General features: G+C 71.0%; 18 protein-coding genes and 1 pseudogene. 14 read left to right on the forward strand and 5 right to left on the reverse strand.

The annotated features are described in order from the left end of the window. Nucleotides 1–68 precede the first annotated feature (68 nt). From EDD29_RS26100 to EDD29_RS26115, 5 genes and pseudogenes are all read left to right on the forward strand, one after another. Nucleotides 69–1,673 (forward strand): serine/threonine-protein kinase, encoded by a 1,605-nt coding sequence (locus EDD29_RS26100; protein WP_170201578.1) that lies wholly within the window; start codon nt 69–71, stop codon nt 1,671–1,673. Beyond that, complete coding sequence (locus EDD29_RS26105; protein WP_211359904.1) at nt 1,670–2,482, forward strand: intradiol ring-cleavage dioxygenase; 813 nt, start codon at nt 1,670–1,672, stop codon at nt 2,480–2,482. The genes EDD29_RS26100 and EDD29_RS26105 overlap by 4 nt, the downstream gene beginning before the upstream one ends. Nucleotides 2,483–2,647: 165 nt before the next feature. Next, nucleotides 2,648–2,824, forward strand: a pseudogene (locus tag EDD29_RS47165) (transposase); the annotation flags it as partial. Nucleotides 2,825–2,904: 80 nt separating this feature from the next. Further along, on the forward strand, nt 2,905–3,447 hold the full coding sequence (locus EDD29_RS26110) for a DUF4365 domain-containing protein (protein WP_246053026.1): 543 nt from the start codon (nt 2,905–2,907) through the stop codon (nt 3,445–3,447). Between the two features lie 2 nt (nt 3,448–3,449). Next, nucleotides 3,450–4,616 (forward strand): hypothetical protein, encoded by a 1,167-nt coding sequence (locus EDD29_RS26115; protein ID WP_246053438.1) that lies wholly within the window; start codon nt 3,450–3,452, stop codon nt 4,614–4,616. Nucleotides 4,617–4,825: 209 nt separating this feature from the next. Here the strand turns inward: EDD29_RS26115 and EDD29_RS26120 are convergent, their stop codons facing one another. Next, nucleotides 4,826–5,737, reverse strand: coding sequence for a LysR family transcriptional regulator (locus tag EDD29_RS26120; protein ID WP_123666931.1), 912 nt, complete (start codon nt 5,735–5,737; stop codon nt 4,826–4,828). 73 nt (nt 5,738–5,810) lie between these two features. Here EDD29_RS26120 and EDD29_RS26125 point away from each other — a divergent pair, with 73 nt between their 5' ends. The 6 genes from EDD29_RS26125 to EDD29_RS26150 all read left to right on the forward strand — a co-directional run bounded on the left by EDD29_RS26125 (nt 5,811) and on the right by EDD29_RS26150 (nt 12,582). Beyond that, nucleotides 5,811–6,809 (forward strand): DMT family transporter, encoded by a 999-nt coding sequence (locus EDD29_RS26125; RefSeq protein ID WP_123666932.1) that lies wholly within the window; start codon nt 5,811–5,813, stop codon nt 6,807–6,809. Nucleotides 6,810–6,898: 89 nt separating this feature from the next. Beyond that, a complete protein-coding gene (locus tag EDD29_RS26130) occupies nt 6,899–7,333 on the forward strand; it encodes a DUF2000 domain-containing protein (RefSeq protein WP_170201579.1) in 435 nt (144 codons plus the stop codon). A gap of 424 nt (nt 7,334–7,757) precedes the next feature. Next, nucleotides 7,758–8,741: a ribosome small subunit-dependent GTPase A gene (gene rsgA / locus EDD29_RS26135; protein ID WP_246053028.1), complete on the forward strand. Its 984-nt coding sequence runs from the start codon at nt 7,758–7,760 to the stop codon at nt 8,739–8,741. Nucleotides 8,742–8,758: 17 nt separating this feature from the next. After that, a complete protein-coding gene (locus EDD29_RS26140; RefSeq protein ID WP_123666934.1) occupies nt 8,759–9,505 on the forward strand; it encodes an SAM-dependent methyltransferase in 747 nt (248 codons plus the stop codon). A 947-nt stretch (nt 9,506–10,452) separates the two neighbouring features. Then, complete coding sequence (locus tag EDD29_RS26145) at nt 10,453–10,905, forward strand: hypothetical protein (protein ID WP_123666935.1); 453 nt, start codon at nt 10,453–10,455, stop codon at nt 10,903–10,905. Between the two features lie 234 nt (nt 10,906–11,139). After that, nucleotides 11,140–12,582, forward strand: coding sequence for an arylsulfatase (locus EDD29_RS26150; RefSeq protein ID WP_170201581.1), 1,443 nt, complete (start codon nt 11,140–11,142; stop codon nt 12,580–12,582). Nucleotides 12,583–12,684: 102 nt separating this feature from the next. On the opposite strand, the gene EDD29_RS26155 is transcribed toward EDD29_RS26150, so the two are convergent. From EDD29_RS26155 to EDD29_RS26170, 4 genes are all read right to left on the reverse strand, one after another. Then, on the reverse strand, nt 12,685–14,232 hold the full coding sequence (locus tag EDD29_RS26155) for an ABC transporter permease (RefSeq protein WP_123666937.1): 1,548 nt from the start codon (nt 14,230–14,232) through the stop codon (nt 12,685–12,687). Beyond that, nucleotides 14,229–15,134 (reverse strand): ABC transporter ATP-binding protein, encoded by a 906-nt coding sequence (locus EDD29_RS26160; protein ID WP_123666938.1) that lies wholly within the window; start codon nt 15,132–15,134, stop codon nt 14,229–14,231. Before EDD29_RS26160 ends, EDD29_RS26155 begins: the two co-directional genes overlap by 4 nt. Before the next feature lie 273 nt (nt 15,135–15,407). Next, on the reverse strand, nt 15,408–16,046 hold the full coding sequence (locus EDD29_RS26165; protein ID WP_281280945.1) for a TetR/AcrR family transcriptional regulator: 639 nt from the start codon (nt 16,044–16,046) through the stop codon (nt 15,408–15,410). A 127-nt stretch (nt 16,047–16,173) separates the two neighbouring features. Continuing rightward, the gene (locus tag EDD29_RS26170; RefSeq protein ID WP_123666940.1) at nt 16,174–16,368 is read right to left on the reverse strand and encodes a hypothetical protein; all 195 of its coding nucleotides are present in this window, start codon (nt 16,366–16,368) and stop codon (nt 16,174–16,176) included. A gap of 493 nt (nt 16,369–16,861) precedes the next feature. Between EDD29_RS26170 and nhaA the strand changes: the two genes are divergently transcribed. From nhaA to EDD29_RS26185, 3 genes are all read left to right on the forward strand, one after another. Continuing rightward, on the forward strand, nt 16,862–18,196 hold the full coding sequence (gene nhaA, locus EDD29_RS26175; RefSeq protein ID WP_123666941.1) for a Na+/H+ antiporter NhaA: 1,335 nt from the start codon (nt 16,862–16,864) through the stop codon (nt 18,194–18,196). Nucleotides 18,197–18,368: 172 nt separating this feature from the next. Further along, entirely contained in the window at nt 18,369–18,818 is a 450-nt protein-coding gene (locus tag EDD29_RS26180; protein WP_123670692.1) for a fluoride efflux transporter FluC, read from the forward strand. Then, entirely contained in the window at nt 18,815–19,165 is a 351-nt protein-coding gene (locus EDD29_RS26185; protein ID WP_123666942.1) for a fluoride efflux transporter FluC, read from the forward strand. Before EDD29_RS26180 ends, EDD29_RS26185 begins: the two co-directional genes overlap by 4 nt. Nucleotides 19,166–19,287 lie beyond the last annotated feature (122 nt).

Below are 19,287 nucleotides of genomic sequence, written 5' to 3' on the forward strand. Positions count from 1 at the left end.
GGCCGCCGAAATGGCATGATCTTGCCGGAGATCTTCTCCGGAGCCCGAGGAGGCCGAACATGTCGGGGATGGCACAGGGAGTCGCTCTCGTCGGGCGCTACCAGCTCGACGCGCTGGTCGGTGAGGGCGGGATGGGCGAGGTCTGGCGGGCCACCGACCTGCGGCTCCGCCGCACCGTCGCGGTCAAAGTGCTCGCCAGGGAGCGCGCGTCCGACACCGCCGCCCGGCGGCGGTTCGAGCGGGAGGCCGCCGCCGCCGCGCCGCTGCGCCACCGCGGCGTCGCCCTCGTCTTCGACAGCGGCTTCGACGAGACGACCCGGCAGCTGTTCATCGTCATGGAGTTCCTCGAAGGCGAGGACCTCCAGAGCATCCTCGACGGGCACCCGGACGGTCTCCCGCCCGAGATCGTGCGGGACTACGGCGCCCAGCTCGCCGACGCCCTGGGCGCCGCCCACGAGATCGGCGTCGTCCACCGCGACATCAAGCCCGCCAACGTCATGGTCCACCGCGACGGCGACCTCAAGATCTGCGACTTCGGCGTCGCCCGCCTCGCCGCCCACACCGGCACGCTCACCCAGGGCGCCATAGGCACCCCCTCGTACATGGCCCCCGAACAGCTCAGCAGCGACCCCGTAGACGGCCGCGCCGACCTGTACGCCCTGGGCTGCCTCCTGTACGCCCTCGCATCCGGCCGCCCGCCTTTCGTCGCGGACTCGGTGCCCGCCATGCTGTACAAGCACCTGAACGCGGTACCGCAACCGCTCACCGAGGTCATCCCCGGTTTCCCCGCCGACCTCTCAGCGCACATCGCCCAGTTGCTCGCCAAGGACCCGGCGGACCGGCCGCACTCGGGCCGGCTGCTGGCCGGGACACTGCTCGGCCGGGCCGCCCGCAACACCGTGCCCACCGGACGGTCCGCCGCCCCGCGCTCCGACCCGACGCTTCCGTCGCGCCGCAAGCGCTCGCGATCCGGGATCGCGGCGGCCGTCTCGGCCGCGGTGGCCGTCGCCACAGTCGCCACCTTGGGCTACGCGCTCGCCACCGACGGCGCAGACAAGACCGGCACTACGGGAGCTCCCCCCGCCGCCGGCCCCGGCACCCCGACCCCCACCGGCCCGGCCCTGCCGCCGGGCGTCCCGGAGGGGTGGACCGCCCACGCCCCGGCCACCTACCAGGCGCCCGACTACTGCCGCACGTCCGGTGCCTCCGCTTCCTCCTACCTCCTCGACGCCGCCCTCAAGCCCGGCTCCGATACCTCCTGCGCCATCTCCAAGGACCAATACGACGACGTGGCCGTGAGCACCACCGTCACCCTCACCGGCACCCGGTGCGCCTCCTTCGTCCTGCGCCGCAGCGAACCCTTCTCCTACGAGTTCGTGATCTGCGGCGACGGCGGCGGCTTCGCCCGCAAGTGGACCGACAAGGGACATGATGTCCTCACCTCCAGGAAGTCCCGCTCCGTCGCCGTCCCCGCGAAATCGGTCCTCACCGCAGTCGCCGACTCCGCGTCGCTCACCCTCTACCTGAACGGCGTCCCCTTCCACCAAGCCACCGACCGGGAGATCAAGGCGGGTGGCATCGCCCTGGGCTCCTCCGTCCTGACCGCCCACCCCGCCGGTACCCTCCGATTCACCAAGCTGACGGTCTGGACACCACGAACGGACTCCCCATGACCGAAGCCCACGACCGCGGCCTCACCCATGACCTCTCGACCCTCCTCGCCCGCCGCGGCATGCTCACCTTCCTCGGCGGCGCGGTCCTCACCGGCCTCATCGGCTGCGCACCGGAGCCCCCCGCTTCTCTCCCGGCCACGCCCGCCCTCCCCGGAACACCTCCCCCACCGAACGACGGCGCCGAACCGTCCGCCGCAGGCGAGATCCCCGACGAGACCGCGGGCCCCTACCCCGCCGACGGTTCCAACGGCCCCGACATCCTCACCCGCTCCGGCATCGTCCGCTCCGACATCCGCACCAGCTTCGGCGGCTCCGTCGGCACAGCCGAAGGCATCCCCCTCACCCTCGAACTCACCCTCACCGACAGCGGCAGGCCGCTGGCAGGCGCCGCCGTCTACCTCTGGCACTGCGACCGCGAGGGCCGCTACTCGATGTACTCCGAGGGCGTCACCGCCCAGAACTACCTCCGCGGCGTCCAGGAAGCCGACAAGAACGGCACCCTCGGCTTCACCACGATCTTCCCCGGCTGCTACCCGGGCCGCTGGCCCCACATCCACTTCGAGATCTACGCATCCCTGAACTCCGCCACGGCCCCCGCCACCCCCACCAAAATCACCCAGCTCGCTTTCCCCGAAGCGGTATGCGAAGCGGCCTACGCCACCACCGGCTACTCCGCCGCCGCCCAGAGCCTCCCCGGCATCACCCTGGAATCCGACACCATCTTCTCCGACGGCCATGACCTCCAACTGGCGACCGTCACCGGCTCCGCGACCACGGGCTACAAAGCGACCCTGAACGTCCTCCTCTGACACCCGCCCACGGGAAGATCCTGTACACCCCGCGATCACGAAACGCTCCCTGCGGGAAGCCGTCCGGGCCGGAGGAGTCCGGATCAAGGTGCCCGATCCTGACGACCCGAAGCGGCTGTACGGCGAGTTCGCCGTCACCGGCGGCGGCCACGGCCGGTCGGAGTGGGACGGCCGGCGATCAACGGCACCTGGCCGCAGGCTGTCGTGCGAACATGCATCGTCCACCTGCTGCGCGACACGTTCCGCTACGTGCCCTGCCGGCACCGGCTCGCCGAAGCCCTCGAACCCGTCCGCACCGCGCCGACCGAAGCCGCCGCACTCGAGCGCTGGTGCGGCGTTGCTGGTCGCGTCGATCACGGGTGAGGCTCTCGGATCTAGCGGTTTCGCTGCACGCTCGATCCCGCTCAGGCGATGATCCCAGGGTGCGGACCCAGGATAAGAACCTGCTGCAAGGCGACTTCGGTGAAGCATGGCTTGAGGCGGTTGCAGCGGGATGTGGGATCCTCCACGGTCGGCCGACATCTCTCGACCTCCAGAAGGCCGATGTCTTCCTGTCATATCCAGGCGAGTTGAACGGCACGCGGAGCCCGTCCGTCCTCGTTCAGGTCAAGACGACGGACGGGGTTCGCAAGACTGCGAACGGCGACTTCAGCTACGACCTCGACGTCGATACCTATGAGGTCCTCCGCCAGAGCAACCACTCCATTCGTCGGATTCTGGCCGTGATCGGGCTGTCGAAGGACGGAGAACGCATCCGATTGGGCAGGGACGGCACCCTGCTTGTCGGGCATGGCGTCTGGGTCTCCCTGGAAGGCCGGCCGGCCACGATCAACCGTCAAACCCAGGTCGTATGCCTTCCAGCGAAGAACGCATTGGACGAAGATGGCTTGAAACGGATGTTGGGCACGTTCGGCGTCAGGACGTCGACACCGGTACCCGATTTCAACGTTTGGGACCAGCTGTGAACATGTCAGACGATCGCGAGAGGGACGCCATGTCCGCGCCTGGCCTGGAGGAGATGACCAGGTACCTGCGTAGCGCAGGCTGGACGCTTGCAGACGAAGATCAGCGGACCACTCTGTGGCGACCCCGCAGTCCCGACGCCGACGACCTCCAGCTCGTGCTTCCCGTCCGCGAGAACGTGGTCGATTTCTCCGACCGCATTCAAGAGGCTCTGAAGGTTCTCGCCTACAGCGAGCGCCGGCTGCCCCGCGAGGTCATCGACGACATCGTGATCGGCGGTGCCGATAGCATCGCCGTCCGCCTTACCCCGGATCTACCTCCCGGGGAGGCGCCACTGGAACTCGCCTTCGCGGCCATCAACGCGCTGCGCGCGCTAGTGGTCGCCTCCGCCTCAGCAGCTGCCGGCGCTTCAGCACTGGTCCTGCCCAATCGCCGCTCCCAAAGAGCCGAGACCTTCGCCGCCAAGGCCCGATTCTCCACCCAGCCGGGAAGCTTCGTACTCTGCCTGTCCCTCCCCTTGGAGGACGGCTACCCAGAGCCTCAAACCCGATGTGAGCTCGCCGGGCAAGAAGAGCTCACGCTCGCTCTTCGGGATCCATTCGGCCGTCGAGTCTCCCAGCGCATGCTGTCCGCAGCCCGCCAAGCGCAGCACCTGGCGTCCAAAGTTTCAGAGGGATCTGAGCAGATAGCAGCCTTCGCTGAGCGCCCAGTCGCGAACGCCACAGAGCTCGCGGCGCTGTCTGCCCTCGGCGGGCCCGAACATGACAGCTACCAAGTCAGATTCGTGCTCTCACCGCGCTCGGGAACCACACGAGCTCCAGACCTGTTCAGGATCACACCAGGTCAGCAGCGAATCCTCAAGGAAGCCTCCGAGTACCTGCGAACGAGGCAACCCCGAACCGGAGTCACCGTCACTGGGCATGTCATCCGACTGGCCAGAGACAACGGACCAGGCCCCGGCGAGGTCGTCATCCACGGAGTCGACGACGACACCGGCATCGCACGGAGAGTGCGTGTCGAGCTCATCCGTGAGGACTACACCAGAGCCCTCCGAGCACACGACCAAGGACTGCGCGTCACAGCGACCGGGGACCTCGACATCCGTGGCAACCGCCGCTACTTGCGCCACCTCACTTCCTTCTCAGTCCTGTCGGGCATCGACGAAGACTGATGATGGCTGCCGCATCGAAAGACCATCCCAGCACGCGGGGGTGGTCCCTGGTAGCGGTAGACGGCCACGTCAGCCGATCCGTGCTCCCCGCGCACGCGGGGGTGGTCCCGTCCGGGTCTGTTCAGCGAAGGCGATGCTGGTCGAAGTCCCTGCCGATGCTCCGGATGAGGGCTGGAACCTCGGGGCCTGATCGACCCGGAGGTGTTGTCTCAGCCGCTGCTCGTGGGAAGGCGGTCGAGGACGTTCCGGATCGCGGGGTCCTGTGCGGTTCCTGACCGGTACAGGGCGTGGATGCTGCGGTGCACGGGGACGCGCAGGGGGTGGACGCTGAGGTCCGGGCGGTGCGGTGGCAGGGCCATGTGCGGGATGAGGGCGACGCCCGCGCCGCGGCTGGCCAGGGCGGACAGGACGGCGAAGTCGCCGGCCACGGCCGCGGCCTTGGGGGCGAAACCGGCGGCGCCGCACGCGCGCTGGGTCATCTCGTGGCAGGCCGTGCGGGTGTCGGGGAGCAGCCAGAGGGCGTCGGCGAAGTCGCGCAGGTCCGCCGGGTCGCCTGGGAAGAGGTGGTGCCTGGCGGCGTCCGCCGGGTGCATGACGAGGTGGACCGGTTCGTCGAAGAGGGCGCGCCGTTCGCAGCCGGGCGGCAGGGGGCGCGGGAGCAGGCTGTAGGAGTGGGTGATGGCGAGGTCGGCCTGGCGTTGCAGGAGCGCGGCTTCGGCGGCGGGGGGTTCGTGTTCGGTGAGGTGCAGGACGGGGTCCCGGGGGTCCGGTGCGGTGCCGGGGGCCGGCCACAGGCCGGCGACGAGGGTGCGGGCGGCGGAGGCGAACGCCGCGATGCGGACGGTGCCGTGTCCGCCTCCGCGCAGCGCCGCCAGGTCCGACTCCGCCGCGGCGAGGCTGCCGAGGACGATCCGCGCGTGGTCGACGAGGCGCTGTCCGGCGGCGGTGAGGTGCAGGGTCCGTCCCCGCTTCTCCAGGATCTGCAGGCCGGCTTCCCGTTCCAGCGCGGCCAGCTGCTGGGAGACGGCCGGTCCGGTGAGGTGGAGGACCTCGGCGGTGGCCGCGACGGTTCCCTGAGCGGCGAACTCGGCCAGCACGCGGAGGCGGCGAACATCCAACAAGAAAGATCCATTTAAGTTTAGAGGAATAAAAGGTAACTAGACCTAATGGATTCTACCCGGCAAGCTCGATGGGGTGAAGTTCGACAAGACCCTGCTCGCCCTGGCCGCCACCGTGCTGCTGTGGGCCTCCGCCTTCCCCGCGATCCGGGTGGCCCTGGACGGTCTCGGGCCGGCCCAGTTGTCCCTCCTGCGTCTCGCCGTGGCTTCCGCCGCCCTGGCGGCCGCCGCCCCCGTGCTGAAAGTGAGACGCCCCGCCCGCGCGGACCTCTGGCGCATCGCCGTGATCGGCGTGACCGGGATGAGCGCCTACCAACTGCTCCTGAACTGGGGCGAGGTCCATGTGCCCGCCGGTACCGCCAGCCTGATCGTGGCCGCCGTCCCCGCGATGAGCGCCCTGCTGGCCGTGTGCTTCGCCGGGGAGCGGCTCACCCGGGCCAAGGCCGGAGGATCACTGGTCGCGCTCACCGGCGCGGTGCTCATCGCGGTGTCCGGCAAGGAGCACGGGTACACCGCGGCAGCCTGGGCCGTCCTCGGCGCGGCCCTCAGCCAGGCCGTCTACCACCTCACGATCAAGCCCCTGCTCCGGCGTCACACCGGGCTGGAAGTCGCCGCCTACGCCACCTGGGCCGGCACGGCCCTGCTCGTCCCACTCGCCCCCAGCACCTTCCGGGCCCTTCTCGACGCCCCGGCCGGATCGACCGCCGCCGCCGTCTACCTCGGCCTTCTGCCCTCGGCCGCGGGCTTCGTCGCGTGGGGGTACGCCGTCGCGCGGCTCAGCATCACCACCGCCACCGCGGCCCTCTACCTCGTTCCCGTCGCCACCCTGGGCATCTCCTACCTCTGGCTCGGCGAACACCCCCGGCCGGCAGCGGTCATCGGCGGACTCGTCATCATCGCCGGTCTCCTCCTCCTCAACAAGCGCCCCCACCCGACCGCTCCTGAACCGCCCGCCCCGCCCGGCCTCCCCGGGCATCAGGTCGACGCAGCCCGCCACCGGCAGACCGAGAGCCGCTCGCCCCTGACAGAGCCGTCGCCGGGGCCGACCGCGGCGGCGAGTCAGGGCCGAACGTGACGACGGCGGCGAAGCCCGATAGAACAGTAGATGAAGATCGGCTAGATCAAGATGAGGAACGTTTGCACGGCATCGAGGAACCCCAGTCAGTGGACCAGCCTTACGACTACCGGGCCAACAAGGCGGTAGTGGTGCTCGCCTCGACGTTGAGCGCCGGGGTGGCGCTCAACGTCACCGGCCACCTGTGCGCCTCGCTCGGCGCACACGCCGACCGGGACCTGATGGGCCGTCGTTGGCTCGTGGACGCCAGCGGGGTGCGGCACGCGGGGATCTCGAAGTACCCCGTGATCGCCACCAAGGTGAAACCCGCGCGACTGCGCCGACTGCTGGAAGAAGCCAGGAACGAACCGTCGCTCTTCATCGCGGACTATCCCCAGCAGATGCTGGACACCGGGCACGACGACGACCTCGCCAAAGCGCTGGAGGCGACGCCGGAGGAATCGATCAGTTACCTGGGCGCCCTCATCTACGGTGCGACCTCAGCCGTCGACGCGCTGACCGGGAAGTTCATGCTCTGGACTTAGGTCGTCCCGGAAACGACCGTTCCGTAGAGGCGGGGCTTGCCGAGCGATGCCGCCTGCGCCACGTCACCGGTCAGACGACATTCACGGCGGGTGGTACAGTTTTGGTGGAAGTGACGTTCTGGTCGCTTACGGAGATGAGAGAGGTGAGTTGATGTCTGTCGTGGAGACGACCGCTGTGCGCGGCGCCCGGACCATCCTCACCTTCCGGGTCTCTGCCTGACCTTCGCCTGCCTTCCTCCCTGAGGGGAGTGGTTCCGGCACGGCCGCCGTCCGGCGAGGCCCCCTTTCAAGGGTCTCCACGTTGTTTCATCAACCCACTTCACACCAACCTTCTTCTTCCCCCACGCGCGTTCTGACACTGGCCGACTACGGCTGGGACTCCGAACGTGAGCGTTCCTTCACCCTGTCGCGGGCCGCCGGACTGGTGCCGGGCCGTGTGGTGCGGGCCGAGCGCGGCCTGTGCGACGTCGTCGCCGAGACCGGGCCCGTCCGCGCGGCGGTCGTCCCGGGCGGCGGTGATCGGCTGACGCCGTGCACCGGCGACTGGGTCGCCGTCCGTCCGGGCACCGAGGCGTCCTCCGCCACCGTGGTCGAGGTTCTGGAGCGCCGGACCGCCGTGGTCCGCTCCACGGCCTCGCGCGATTCCCAAGGCCAGGTACTGGCCGCGAACGTCGACACCGTGGCGGTGACCGTCTCGCTCGCCGGCCCGCTCAGGCACGGGCGGATCGAGCGGATGCTCGCTTTGGCCTGGAAGAGCGGCGCCATGCCCGTGGTGGTGCTCACCAAGGCCGACCGTTCCGCCGACGCCGCATCGGCGGCGGCCGAGGTGGCCGCGGTGGCCCCGGGGGTGGAGGTGCTGATCACCAGCGCCGCCACCGGCGAGGGCCTTGACGTCCTCGACGCGGTCCTGTCGGGCACGGTCGTCCTGCTCGGGCCTTCGGGAGCGGGCAAGTCCACCCTCGGCAACCGTCTGCTGGGCGAGGACCGCCTGGCCACCGGCGCGGTACGCGACGGCGACGGAAAGGGCCGCCACACCACCGCGTGGCGGGAGCTGCTGCCCCTTCCCCACGGCGGGGTCCTGCTGGACACCCCGGGCCTGCGCGGCGTGGGCCTGCACGATGCCGACGAGGGCCTTGACCAGGCCTTCGCCGAGATCACCGAGCTGGCGCAGGGTTGCCGCTTCGCCGACTGCGCCCACGCCACCGAACCGGGCTGCGCCGTCCTGGCGGCCGTCGAGGACGGCCTTCTCACCCGGCGACGACTCGACAGCTACCACCGGCTTCAGCGCGAGAACACCCACGCCGCCTCCCGCACCGACGCGCGGCTGCGCGCGGAGCTGGAGCGGCCGAAGAAGCAGGGCGCGCGCCTGCGCCGCGCCATCAAGCAGTCCCCGAACTTCAAGGCATGACGGAAAGGAATCTGGTCATGGACCTTCCCCGTATCTTCACCATCCGCGAGAGCGGCCACCGCATCCACGACCCGCTGACGCCCGAGAAGCTCGCCGCCTTCGGCGCGGCCCTGCGCCTCGCCCCCGGCACCCGCGTGCTCGACCTGGCCAGCGGCTCGGGCGAAATGCTGTGCACCTGGGCGCGCGACCTGGGCTTCACCGGCCTCGGGGTCGACATCAGCACGCTGTTCACCGAGCAGGCCCAGGCCCGCGCCGCCGAACTCGGCGTCGCCGACAGGGTCGAGTTCGTGCACGGCGACGCCGCCGGACACGTCGCCGACGAGCCCGTCGACCTGGCCTGCTGCGTCGGCGCCGCCTGGATCGGAAACGGCGTCGCAGGAACGGTCGATCTGCTCGACCGCAGCCTCCGCCCCGGCGGCATGATGCTGATCGGCGAGCCCTACTGGCGTCGGACCCCTCCGGACGAGGAGACCGCGAAAGCCTGCCACGCCACCGCCATCGCCGACTTCCTGCCCCTGCACGGCCTGATCGGGCAGTTCGGCGACCTCGGCTACGACGTCGTGGAGATGATGCTGGCCGACCAGGACAGCTGGGACCGCTACACCGCGGCCCAGTGGCTCAGCATGCGCCGCTGGCTCGACCAGAACCCCGACGACGACATGGCCGCCGAGGTACGGGACGAACTCGCCAACGAGCCCGCCCGCTACACGCGCTACCTGCGTGAGTACCTCGGCTGGGGAGTCTTCGCCCTCATGAAGCGCTGACGCTCCCGGCCCGCGCGGGCCGACCCGTCTCATCACGGAGTCGGTACCGGCGCCACCCCGGGGCTTGAGCAGCAATAGGGATGGCCAGTCACGTTGAGGAGCCCGGCGTGCGCCTCCCACCGTGACTGGCCGTTCTGATGCGGGTGGCTGAGGCCTTCGGGAGGCTGTGATGACGGCCGTCGAGCAGGTCACGTTTCCCGGTCTGGGGATGCGGCGGCTCACCTCAGGCGAATACGTCCACAATGCCGGGGCTGTGCCCCTTCCCCGATCCGGCCGCCGCGTCCTGAGCCCGGGCCTGTCCGCCCCTGCTGGTCAGCCGTGCGGATACCGGCCCGGTTCTCCGGCTCGAGCCGGTCGACGGCCAGCTCTGCAGGGTTCATGCTGGCCACAGGCATTCGATTCTGTCTGTCGATGCAGCTCACCTTCCCAGGCGGAGTAGTCAACCGACCCTCACTTGCACCACAGCTGTTGCGCCAACTTCGATCACTAGAAAGGCTGCTGGCGGCTACCGGGCAGATGCCAGATTTCGCGATATGCACTGCCACCAGGGCCCACCGGGACCCGCAGTGTCTCATTGGGGGTCGGTAGCCCTGGCTGGCGTCGGTTGGCGCTGCAGGTGGCGTTCTTGATGGTGGCGGGTGAGGGCGCGGGGCAGTCACCCAAGGCGGACGACTCCAGCAGTTCCCCGGCGGCCCCTGCCCACCCCGCGCCTCCTTCAGGAGGGGATGACCTTCCCTGCCGGCTGCAGAGCGCCCGGCTCGTCCTCCGGCGACCGGGCGCGCAGCAGCGATCTCGCTCGTCGCCTTCCCCTGCCTCCTGATCGATGAAATGACGCCGCGCAGCGGGTGGCTGGTTCCCCGCCGGCCTCGATGCAGGCGGTCGGCCCAGCATGGGAGTTCGGGCTGTGGCCCTGGCACGGGAAGGCCGTCCGGCTGAGGATGGGGCGTATGGCGGTTGTGGTGGTTTACGTCTTGCTGTTCCTCGGCTTGTGGGGAGAGTTCTCCGGCAGGCGTCTTCGTCCTGTCCTGTGGCGGCCTCTTCTGCGGGCGGCCGGTGGCGGTGCGGGGTGTGCGGCGCTGCTGGCGGTCGGGCTGCAGGTGGTGTCCGGGGCCGCCTACCTGGTCGTGGGTCTGGCCGGGGTGCGGCTCGCTGATGGGGTGGGTGTGCGGTGGCTCGGCCTGGCGGTGACGGCATCGGCCGGGCTGCTCTACTTCCCTGTCGTCGTCATGGCGGTCCCGCACAAGAGCCGCTACTACGCCGAGATGCGCGCCGTGCTGGTGGGCATGGGTGCGACGCCTGCTCAGGCGAGCGCGGCAGCGAGGGCCGGCGGGACGGTGGCCCTCTTCGTCGGCATCCCGCTCGCCTTGACTCTCCCGGCCGCCATCGGCCTCATCGGCTGAGCAGCCGATCAGACTGCAGACCCGGACCTGCCTCTGTGCCGCGGGAATGTCGTCGGAGGCATGCGGTCTGTCAGCACTGCGCCGATTCGGGAGATAAGGTCTTTTTCGGTGTGCCGGGAAGTCTGGTCGGCGTTGTTTTGGCGAACCATCTTTCCTGGGGCGTGAGCGTCACAGGACCTTCCCTTGGAGCGATCATGCCGCACCGCCTCTTCCGGCCTGCGCGAGGGCGACGCCTTGCCTAAGGCGGCTGTCAAGCGAAGGCATCTCCTGCTGGGCGGCGCAGCGGTCGCCTCGGGTGCGGCAGCGCTGGCGCTGTGGCCCCGGCATCCTGCCGAGTCCGCCGCTCCGAGGCCGTCCCAGGCCGCGGTCAGGCGTCCCAACTTCATCGTCATCCTGGCCGACGACGTCGGCTGGGGAGAGATCGGGGCCTACGGGCAGCGGAAGATCACGACGCCGCGGATCGACCGGATGGCCGCCGAAGGCCTCATGTTCACGCAGGCCTACGCTTCCTCGCCGGTGTGCGCGCCGGACCGGGCGTCGCTGTTCACCGGGCTGCACTCGGGCCACACTGCGGTGCGCCGCAACCCGCCACGCCACGGGGACCTCCCGCTCGGCGCCGACCCCACGTTCGCGTCCGTGCTGACCGGCCTCGGCTACCGCACCGGCCTGTTCGGCAAGTGGGGCTTCGGACCTGAGAGCGACGGCCCCGACCATCCCCTCTCGCACGGCTTCACCGACTTCTTCGGCTACCTGACCCACCACGCCGCCCACGACTACTACCCCGCGCGGCTGTGGGACGGCAGGCGGAGCGTGCCGCTCGACGGCAACGAAGGGGACGAAGGGGACCTCTACGGGCCGGACGTGATCATGGACAGGGCGATGGGCTTCCTGCGCGACGCCGCGTCGTCCCCCTTCCTGCTGATGCTCACCCCGACCCTGCCGCACGCACCTTCGACCATCCCCGATCTGGGCGCCTACGCCGACAAGGAGTGGAGCGGCCCCGACAAGGCGCACGCCGCCCAGGTGAGCCTTCTCGACACCTATGCCGGCCGCGTCATCGACACGGTGGCCGAACTGGGCCTGGCCGACGACACCGTCATCGTGTTCACCAGCGACAACGGACCGCATGAGGAGAAGGGCGTCGACCCGGACTTCTTCGCAGCGGCGGGCCCGTTCCGCGGCTACAAGCGCAGCCTGTACGAGGGCGGCATCCGCATCCCCTTCGTCGCTTGGTCGCCGAGGCTTCTGGCGGCGACCGCCGGGCAACGGAGCACCGCTTCGATCGCGCACTACGACCTGCTGCCCACGCTCGCGGATCTCGCCGGAGCGCCTGTGCCGCCCGGCCTCGACGGGATGTCGATGCGCCCGGCGCTGACGGGCCAGGGCGCGCTGCCGGAGCGTCCTTACCTTTACTGGGCGCGCGTGCACGCCGGCAGCACCCGGCGCCAGCGTGCCCTGGAGCACGGACGGGGCCGCGACGCCGCGGCGGCGGTGCGGTTCGGCCGGTGGAAGGCGATCGGGTTCGCACCCGCAGAGAACTACACTCCTCCCGGCCCCGGATGGCGGTACGAGCTGTACGACCTGGACACCGACCCCTCCGAAAGCCATGACGTGTCCGGGCGGTACCCGGAGTTGGTGCGTCGCGCGAAGGGCTATATGCGCGAGTCCTGGCGGTGACGGCGGGACCCGGAGGCCGCAGACGCGGCCCTGCCGCGAGCCGGCCGTCCGTCCCCCGTCGGGGCAAGGGGAGCGGGCGGCCGACGCGGATGTGGTGCGGTCTCAGCCGAAGGACAGGTCGCGGCGCCGGAAGGCGGCGAGACCGACGGCGGTGAGGACGAAGGCCGCGGCGGTCAGGGTGGTGAGCGGGGCGGCGGTGAATCCGGCGCCGAGCTTCGGCACGTGGGCGAACGGGGACAGGTCGAGCAGGACCGGGTCCAGGTCGAGGGCGGCGCCGACGAGCATGAGGAGGGGCAGCGCTCCGAACAGGATTGTGCCGACGGAGCCGAGGACCCAGACCGCCGGGATCTGGGCCAGGGCGATGCCGAGGACGCGGACCGACTCGCCGGACCCGCCCGCGCTGAGGCCGTGCACGAGGCCCGCGGCGAGGCCGCCGGCCGCGAGGATCGCCGCCGATCCCGCCGCCGCCATCGTGAGGTGCGCGGCGGCCCAGCGCAGCCGCCCGGTCGGGGTGGCCATGACGGGTTCGAGGTGCAGGGACGACTCCTCGGCGCGCAGGCGGAGGGTGGCCGAGACGGCGTAGCCGCAGGCGATGAGGCCCATGATGCCCATCGCGGAGCTGAAGTAGGCGTCGATGAGCCCGGCCTCGCCGCCGAGGCGGGCGAACACGTCGCCGAGCTCGGGGTTGTCGGCGATCAGGTCGCCGACGCTCCCGCCGAAGCCGCCGTAGACCGCGCCGAGCGCGGCGAATCCGGCGAGCCAGCCCGCGAGGCTGCGGCGGTGCAGCCGCCAGGCCAGGGAGAACGGCCCGCGCAGCCCCCGGGAGGCGTCGGCGGGGCCGAGCCGGTCGGGCAGCAGGCCCGCGCCGAGGTCACGGCGCGCGGTCATGCGGGCGGCGGCCCAGGCCAGCGCGAGCGCGAGGGCCGCGCCGAGCGCGAAAGTCCACCAGCGCTCCGCTTCGTACGGGCGCGAGCGCTGCACCCAGCCGAGCGGGGACGCCCACCCGAGCCAGGTGAGGCCGTCCGCGCTGTCGGCGGCCATCCGCACGACGAAGGCCGCACCGAGGACCGCGAGGCTCAGCCCGCGGGCCGCCGCGGCACCGATGGTGAGCTGGGCGGCGAGCCCGGCCACCGCGGCGAAGACCACTCCGGCCAGGGCGAGCTGCAACCCAAAGGCGATCGAGCCGGCCGCGGGCAGGTCCTGGGATGCCATGCCCGCGGCGGCGAGTGCGCCGACCACAACGCAGGCCGTCATCGTGACGGCGAGGGCGGCGGCCAGCGGCGCGGCCCTTCCCATCCGGGTCGCGCCGAGCAGCTCGCGCCGCCCGGCCTCCTCCTCGGCCCGGGTGTGCCGGATGACGGTGAGGGCGGCGATGAGGGCGATGACGACGGCGATCAGGGAGGCGCGCTGGACGACGATCCCGCCGAGCCCCGGGTCGTACATCGGCCCGTACAGGGCGAGGAACGTGGGGTTGGCGCCGATGGTCGCGGCGTACTTGCCCTGGTCGGCGGCGGTGGGGTACAGCTCCGCGGTGGCGGAGGTGAACCCGGCGGGGATGGCACCGAGCCACAGGATCCACAGCGGCAGCAGGAAGCGGTCGCGGCGCAGGATTAGCCGGATGAGCCCGGCGGTGCCGGTGAGCGCGTTCATCGGACGGCCTCGGCCTGGTAGTGGCGCAGGAAGAGCTCGTCGAGGGTGGGCGGCCGGCTGGTGAGGGTGCGCACCCCCGCCTGGGCGAGCAGGACGAGGATCTCGCCGAGGTGGGCGGTGTCGGCCTCGCAGCGCACGCGGGCGCCGTCGATGCGGAGGTCGTGCACGTGGGGGTGGGTGTCGAGGCCGTCGGGCGGGGAGTCGAGGACGGCATCGAGGGAGGTGCGGGTGAGGTGGCGGAGTTCGTCGAGGGTGCCGGTCTCGACAGTGTGGCCCGCGCGGATGATGGTGACGCGGTCGCAGAGCGCCTCGACCTCGCTGAGGATGTGGCTGGACAGCAGGACGGTGCGGCCCGCGTCTCGGGCCTGGCGGACGCAGTCTTGGAAGACCTCCTCCATGAGGGGGTCGAGGCCGGAGGTGGGCTCGTCGAGGATGAGGAGTTCGGCGTCGGAGGCCAGGGCGGTGACGAGGCCGACCTTCTGGCGGTTGCCCTTGCTGTAGGTGCGGCTCTTCTTGCGGGGGTCGAGTTCGAACCGCTCCAGCAGTTCAGCCTTGCGGCGCTTGTCGATACCGCCGCGCATCCGGCCGATGAGGTCGATGACCTCGCCGCCGGTGAGGTTCGGCCACAGCGTGACGTCGCCGGGCACGTAGGCGAGGCGCTCGTGCAGGGCGGTTGCGTCCTTCCACGGGTCGCCGCCGAGGAGGGCGGCCTCGCCGCCGTCGGCGCGCAGCATCCCGAGCAGGACGCGAATGGTCGTGGACTTGCCGGAGCCGTTGGGGCCGAGGAACCCGTGCACCTCGCCGCGCCGCACGGTGAGGTCGAGGCCGTCGAGGGCACGGGTGGCGCCGAAGGACTTGGTCAGGCCGGACACGGAGATGGGGGGTACGTGCTGGGCGTGCATGGTGGAACCTCCTGGAGAAGAGGAAGGAAGGGGCGTGCGGCCGCCCGCCCTCCTCCGGAGGCTCAGGCCTTGGGCCCGGGGCGGGGCGGGGCGGGCGCGCGCGAGGCGTGCGGATACGCGGTGTGTGTGCGTGCTCCGGTCCGGGGCGGGTCGGAGTCGGTGCGGCGGGCGGCGGCGGCGGAGGTGGAGATCCGCCCGAAGGGAGGCCCGTCGGAACGGGCCGAAGTCGCGCCGGGTATTCGCCCCGCGGGCGGCAACGGGGCGGGGAGCAGATCAGCGGACATCGGCGCCTGCGTGGGGAAGCCCTCGGAGTGCGGCGCGCGCGTGGGCGACGAGCTCCGGGCTCATCAGCCGGTCGTCGTTGATGTCGAGCATCGCCAGGGCGACCTTGCGGTAGCCGTCGGTGCTGAGCGTGTCGACGCCGAGCGCGCGCGACAGGTGCTCGTGCAGGACCATCTGCCCGAAGTTCATCGCGGTCATCACCGCCGCGTACGCATGCAGATCCTCGGTGCTCGGTTCCGCCATCCCGGGAGCGCCGCCGCCGAGCAGCTGCTCGCTGAAGGCGACGGCGTCGTCGAACAGGCGCGCCGCCGCGGGCGATCCGTCGACGAGGGCACGGGCGAGGTAGCGCTGGATCGGCAGCCCGGCGGCGACCGCGGTGGCCATGAAACCGGGGTCTCCCATGCCGCTCTCGAATGCCTCCCGCTTCACGCGCCGGACGGTCTCCAGTGCGTAGGAGTCGCACGCCTCCCGCAGCCCCTCCTTGGTGCCGAAGTGGTGCTGCACCAGCCCCGCCGACACCCCGGCGGCCTCGGCCACCCCCCGCACCGTCGTGCCTTTGACACCGTGCCGGGCGAACTCCGCCAGTGCCGCGTCCCTGATCCGCGCCTTGGCGGTCAGATCCTCGTTCACCGATTTCTGCTCCATCGTGATCGCCCCCGATACGAACGTTTAACCAACCATACATCTGTATCCCATACAAGTGTATGGCCGCGCGTGGCCGGACCGGCTCTTCCTTGGTCCAGGAATCCGCCAAAGCTCAGCGGCCGATGTCCCGGCGGGCGAACCGCCAGGCCCCTGCGGCCAGGACGACGGTCGTGGCGGAGGCGAGGATCGCGATGTCGGCGAGGGGGAAGCCGCGAACCCGGCGTTGTTGAACGCCGACACCGCATGCAAGATCCCCAGGTAGACGGGCGTCCGGCCGGCTCGCCGGGATGACGACCTCGCCGAACACCGTTCACCGGTGTCGACCACCACCGGACCGGTGACGCACACGGCCGACGTCGAGGTGAACAGCGCCGTCAGCACCCCCGCCGAGACACCCGACGCGCTCGCCACCGGAAAACACAGCAGACCGGTCCCGATGAGCACCGCGGCCCCGAAAGCCCCGACGATCACTCGTCCCGGATGCCGGAACCACTTCACCGACCCCCGCCCCACCGGACCTCCCGCAGCACCGCACCCGCGATCCGCGCGGAGGGCTCGCGCGAAGGACCGGGACGGTGCTGCGCCATGGCGGGCCTTTCCCGGAGACGACGAAGGGACTCGCCGACCAGGCTTCCCGGCAAACCAACGCGCATCCTAGAGCCCGGCGCGAGATCCACCACACCTTGCCGGAAATAGTCAATTACGTGCGCTTTGTGTGATCTTTCGTCCGGTACAGTGACCGCAGGTGTGCCGGGAAGTCTGGTCGGCGGTCTTGTTCGCGATCCCAGACGGAGGCTCCCTTGAGCAGCAGCACCGGCACGCCCAGGCGGGTCCTCTTCCAGCGCGGGAGCTGGCCCGAGGCGCGCCGCATCGCCGAGATCCTGCGGACCGAGACGGTCGGCGGCGCGCTACTCCTGGCCGGCGCGGTGATCGCGGTCGTGTGGGCGAACTCTCCCTGGGCGTCGTCCTACACCGCGGTACAGGACTTCACCATCGGCCCGCACGCCCTGCACCTCGACCTCAGCCTGGCCACATGGGCCGCCGACGGGCTCCTGGCCATCTTCTTCTTCGTCGCGGGCCTGGAACTCAAGCGCGAGTTCGTCGCCGGCGACCTGCGCGACCCCCGCCGGGCGCTCGTACCCGTTGCCGCCGCCTGCGGCGGGGTCATCGTCCCTGCGGTCCTGTACCTGCTGGTGACGGCCGGCACCCCGGGCGCCGGCGACGGCTGGGCGATCCCCACGGCGACCGACATCGCCTTCGCGCTCGCGGTCCTGGCCGTCCTGGGCCGCTGCCTCCCCAACGCCCTGCGGACCTTCCTGCTGACGCTCGCGGTCGTCGACGACCTCATCGCGATCGTCATCATCGCCCTCTTCTACACCGCGGATCTCGCCCCGCTGCCCCTGCTCGGCGCACTGATCCCGCTGGCGGTGTTCACGGTGCTGGTCCAGCGGCGGATCCGCTCCTGGTGGCTGCTCCCGCCCCTGGCGTTCGCGACCTGGACGCTGGTGCACGCCTCCGGCGTCCACGCCACCGTCGCCGGCGTCCTGCTCGGCTTCGCCGTCCCCGTTCTACGGGGCGAGCGGGACGAGCCCGGCGACGGCCACGGCCTCGCCGAGCACTTCGAGCACCGCTTCCGGCCCCTGTCCGCCGGCTTCGCCGTCCCCGTCTTCGCACTGCTGTCCGCCGGAGTCGCCTTCGGCGGCGTGTCCGGCCTCGGCGACGCCCTGCGCAACCCGATCGCCCTCGGCGTCCTGGTCGGCCTCGTCGTCGGCAAGCCCATCGGCATCATGGCCGCGACCTGGCTCGTCGCCCGCTTCACCCGCGCCGAACTCGACGAAGGCCTCGCCTGGACCGACGTCCTCGGGCTGTCCCTACTGGCGGGCATCGGCTTCACCGTCTCCCTCCTCATCGGCGAACTCGCCTTCCCCGCCCACCCCGAGACCGCCGACCTCGTCAAGATCGCCGTCTTGACGGCATCGATCGCCGCCACCCTCCTCGCCGGGATCGTCCTGCGCGCCCGCAACCGCGTTTACCGCCGCATCCACGACGCAGAGACCGCCGACCGCGACCACGACGGCATCCCCGACGTCTACGAAGAGACCGCCAGACAGCACTACGAGGCACCCGGGGTCTGAGGCGAACGCCGACCTCGCGGTACGGGGAACCTTCGAGTGAGGTTCCCCCGGAACCGTGAGGTGCGGTGCGCTCTTGGAAGCAGGGAGGTCTGGGTGCTGCGGGTGGCAAAGAGTTCGGTGGGTGTGTTGTGTCTTGGGCAGGTGAGGGAGAAGCGGGGTGCAGGGTCGGGGCATGGGGGTTCCCGTGTGGGTTCGGCCGCGGCTGGTGGGTCTGGTCGCGGTGGGTGGCGCGCTCGGAACCGGGGTGCGTGAGGTGGTGGGGTTGCGGCTTCCGTCGGGTGTGGCGTGGCCGTGGTCGCTACTGTTCGTCAACGTCACTGGGGCGTTCGGGCTGGCGCTGCTCACCGCGTTGCTGGCCGGGCGCGGCGCGGAGACGCCGCGGCGCCGCGACGTCCGTCTGGCGGTCGGCACCGGGGCGTTCGGCGCGTACACGACCTATGGCAGCCTGGCGGCACAGCTCGACCTGATGGTCCGCGCGGGACGTCCCGGCCCGGCCCTGGCCTTCGCCTTGCTCAGTCTTGCCGGGGGCCTGTTCGCCGGGGCCGTCGGCTTCGCGCTGGCGCGCTCTGGCCGCTCTGTCCCGGCGTCCTGCGCCCGCCCGGACCATGGGGAGCCGCTGTGACGTTCTGGCTGATCGTCCTCGCCGGGGCGCTGGGTGCCGCGATGCGCTATGTCGTCGACGGCGCGTTGCGCGCGAAGTGGCCGACGACGCTTCCTGCGGCGACGTTGACCGTGAACGTTCTCGGCTCGGCGGTCCTGGGTGCCGTCATGGGGGCCGGGCCGCACACCGACTGGGCCGCGATCGCCGGCATGGGCTGGTGCGGGGGTTTCACCACCTTCTCCACCCACATCGTCGAGACGCTCCACCTCGCCTCGCACACCTCCCGCGCGAAGGCACTCGCCAATCTGTTCCTCATGCTCGTGGCCTGCACCTTCGCCGCCGGGCTCCTCTTCTGGCTCATCGCCTGACGGGCACCGCACGACGCGGCGCCGCCGTGCCCTCCGGACGCCGGGGTGGCCCGATCTCCTGAGCACACGGCGGAAAGAGGGCTCGCCGACGGGTCCCGAAGCGGCTGATCAACCCACGGAAG

This window comes from Actinocorallia herbida (assembly GCF_003751225.1).
Lineage (GTDB): Bacteria > Actinomycetota > Actinomycetes > Streptosporangiales > Streptosporangiaceae > Actinocorallia > Actinocorallia herbida.